Origin of the sequence: Pseudoduganella sp. RAF53_2, from assembly GCF_052113985.1 — a bacterium.
Taxonomy (GTDB): domain Bacteria; phylum Pseudomonadota; class Gammaproteobacteria; order Burkholderiales; family Burkholderiaceae_D; genus Rugamonas.
Genome location: NZ_JBFRDW010000720.1, coordinates 1 through 2884, shown reverse-complemented (window position 1 = coordinate 2884; position 2884 = coordinate 1). Strand labels below are relative to the sequence as shown.

The 2884-nt window shown below is 64.1% G+C and carries 2 protein-coding genes; both read left to right on the top strand.

The window, feature by feature from the left end; all coding sequences use genetic code 11:
• Positions 1–1709, top strand: a 1709-nt coding sequence (locus AB4Z11_RS28415) for a hypothetical protein (protein ID WP_442029177.1), incomplete at its 5' end; no start/stop codon positions are given.
• Positions 1710–1717: 8 nt separating this feature from the next.
• A partial coding sequence (locus AB4Z11_RS28410; RefSeq protein WP_442029176.1) for a protein kinase domain-containing protein occupies positions 1718–2884 on the top strand: 1167 nt, incomplete at its 3' end.

Here is a 2884-nt window from a genome sequence, read left to right as displayed (position 1 = left end):
CGGTGCGCCAGATCGCGGCGGAGTTCATTGGCGGCCGTTCGATGCGCGATATGGCCTCCAATCACACGCTGCGTGAACAGCTGAACGAACGCCTGCAAGCCTCGCTGAAGCAGCGTCTTGCTGAATTCGGACTGGCTGCCGTGCAGGTCGACACGCTGGCTCTACGCCACGACAAGTTCGATAACAACCGGGAACGCCTCGGCAGCCTGTGGCTGGTGGCGGACGAGCGCCACATCCAGCTCGAACACGTGAAACAGCTGGACCAGCTGTACGACGAGGAAGAATGGCAAGCCATCTGGCGCGAAGAGCAGAAGATGCGCAGCGACTTCCGCCGCGCCGAACTGCGTCAGGACGCAAACGTTGAAAAGGCCGAACTGGCGCTGCAGGAAGCGGAACGTATCCAGGCCATCCGTGCCCGCGAAATCGACCTGTATGGCCGCATCATCGAATCGAAAACACGCAAGCAAGCTTTTGAGCGCGGTGCCGGCGCCACGTTGACCGAGCTGGAACACGAGCTGGCGAAAAAGAAATCACTGCAGACCGGCGAAGCCGCTGAATGGGATCACGTGCGCCACCTGGCCCAGATCAAGATGCGCACCGAGCTGGAAATGGCGCAGCAGGCGGCGATGGAGGAACGCGCATTGGCGCGCCAGCGCTTCTCGCATCAATTGCACGTGCAGCAGATTCAGAACCGCATGCAGCAAGCGCTGTCGATTGAAGACGAATCTTACCGCCGTACCCAGATCAATCTGCTGCGCAAAGCTGAAACGGACGCCAAACAGCGCGAACAGGAAATCGAAGCCGAACATCACCGTGCGCGCTTCCAGGGTGTGGCGCTGGCCAATGCCGCCCGCCAGCGCGAGGCGGAGCGCGTGCAGGAATGGGAAGAAGAGCAGCATCTGGCCCGCAAGCGCGAGCTCGCGCGCGGCGAGGAGGCGAAGGACGCGACGGCCCACGTGCATGTCGCCGAGATCAACGCTAAGCTGGAAGAACTGAAGCGCGCCGGCGCCAATGCCGAATCCATCGCCCAGTACGAAAAGCTGCTGCGCACCATCGAAGCCGACGGCATGCATCAAAAGCAAGCGCAAGGCCTGGCGCATCAGGCCGCGCTGGACCAGGTGCAGGTCGAAGAGCAGCGGCTGGTACTCAAGCTGCGCGACCAGGAAGCGCAGTGGCAGCAATCGCTGAAGAAGCTGGAGATGGAACGCGAAGAGCGCTTCAACCGCTGGAAAGTGGAATACGAGAGCATGATCGCCCAGCAGAATCATGCCGCCGAACTGGCGCGGATCGACATCGACCGCCTGGAGGCCATCGGCCGCATGAGCGACACCGCCAAGATCGCCCTGGCCGCCACGCCAAACGCGGAAGCGCTGGCCCAGTTGATGCGCATGCAGTCGCAGGCCACGATGACGCCCGAACAGCTGCAAGCGCTGGCTGGCGTAGTCGCTGCGGAAAACAGCATCACGCCAGCGGAAGCACTGCGCATGGCGCAGCAGCAGGTACAGGACGAGCGCGCCTATCGCGACGCGCAAGGCGACAAGGAACGCCAGCACCAGATTGACCTGCTGAAGCAGCATACCGGCAGCGCCGTGCACCATCACCATGCGGCCGCGCCGGCGGCGCCACAGCCACGGCGCTGCGCCAACGGACACGTGGTCGGTGCGGAGGCGCGGTTCTGTCCTGAGTGCGGTGCGCCGCTGCAGCAGTAAAGGAAAGAATGCAGACAGCACGAGATAAGATTCGCGAACTGCGCGCCCTCCATGAGGACGGCCTGCTAAGCCAGCAAGAGTTCGACCGCCGCAAGAACGCTATCCTGGATGCCGAATATGCGCCTCCGGGAGGTTCCGCTTCGCCCGCGCAGCAGCGTCAGGGCACGGAGCTGGGCCTGATGACGGGGCAGGAAATTGGCCCGCAAAACCGCCGCTACCGGCTGGAGCGCCTGATCGGCATGGGCGGCATGGGCCAGGTGTGGCAGGCCACCGACCTCGCCACGCATGCGGAACTGGGCCACAGCGAACTGGTGGCGCTGAAGATCCTGCCGCCGCAGCTGACGCAGAGTCCGGCCCACGCCAAGCTGCTGATCGAAGAGGCGACGTCGGCACGCCGCCTGGCGCATGACAATATCGTGCGCGTCTACGAATGGGCGCAGGACCCGGCGACCTCCAGCTACTTCATCATCATGGAGTGCCTGGAAGGCCAGGATCTCGACGCCTGGCTGGCGGAGCACGGCAAGGCCACAGAGGAAGAAGTGCAGCGCCTGCTGCACCCCGTCGCCGATGCGCTGCAATATGCCTGGGATAAGCACAAGCTGGTGCACCGCGACCTCAAGCCAGGCAATGTATTCCTGACCAAAGAAGGCGAGATCAAGCTGCTGGACTTCGGCATCGCCTCGCGCGCCYGCAACACCGGCAGCACCCTGGGCCTGCAAACGCCGAACGCCGGCACGGCGGGTTATCGGGCGCCGGAAGCGGGCACCAACCAGGGCAACCCGCGTCCGCAGCTGGACGTGTACGCGGTGGCCGTCATGATTTACCAGATGCTGGAAGGCGTCATGCCGTTTGGCGAGCAGCGTGCCGCCGGCGTGCAGCCAAAGAAACCGGATGCGCTCAATGAACTGCAGTGGCAAGTGCTGCAGCGCGGCTTCGCGTTGAATCCGAAGGAACGTCCCGCCAGTGTGACGGCGCTGCTGGATGCGCTGGGCGGCGCTGCCGGTCCCAGTGAAGAGGAACTGGCAGTGCGCGCCGCGGAAGAGAAGGCGCGGCTGGCGCAAGAGCAGGAACAGGCGCGCGAGGCTGAACGCCAGCGCAAGGAAGAAGCTGAACGTCAACGGCAGGAAGAAGTGCAGCGTCAGCTCGCGCTGGCCGAACAGCGCAAAGTGCAGGCG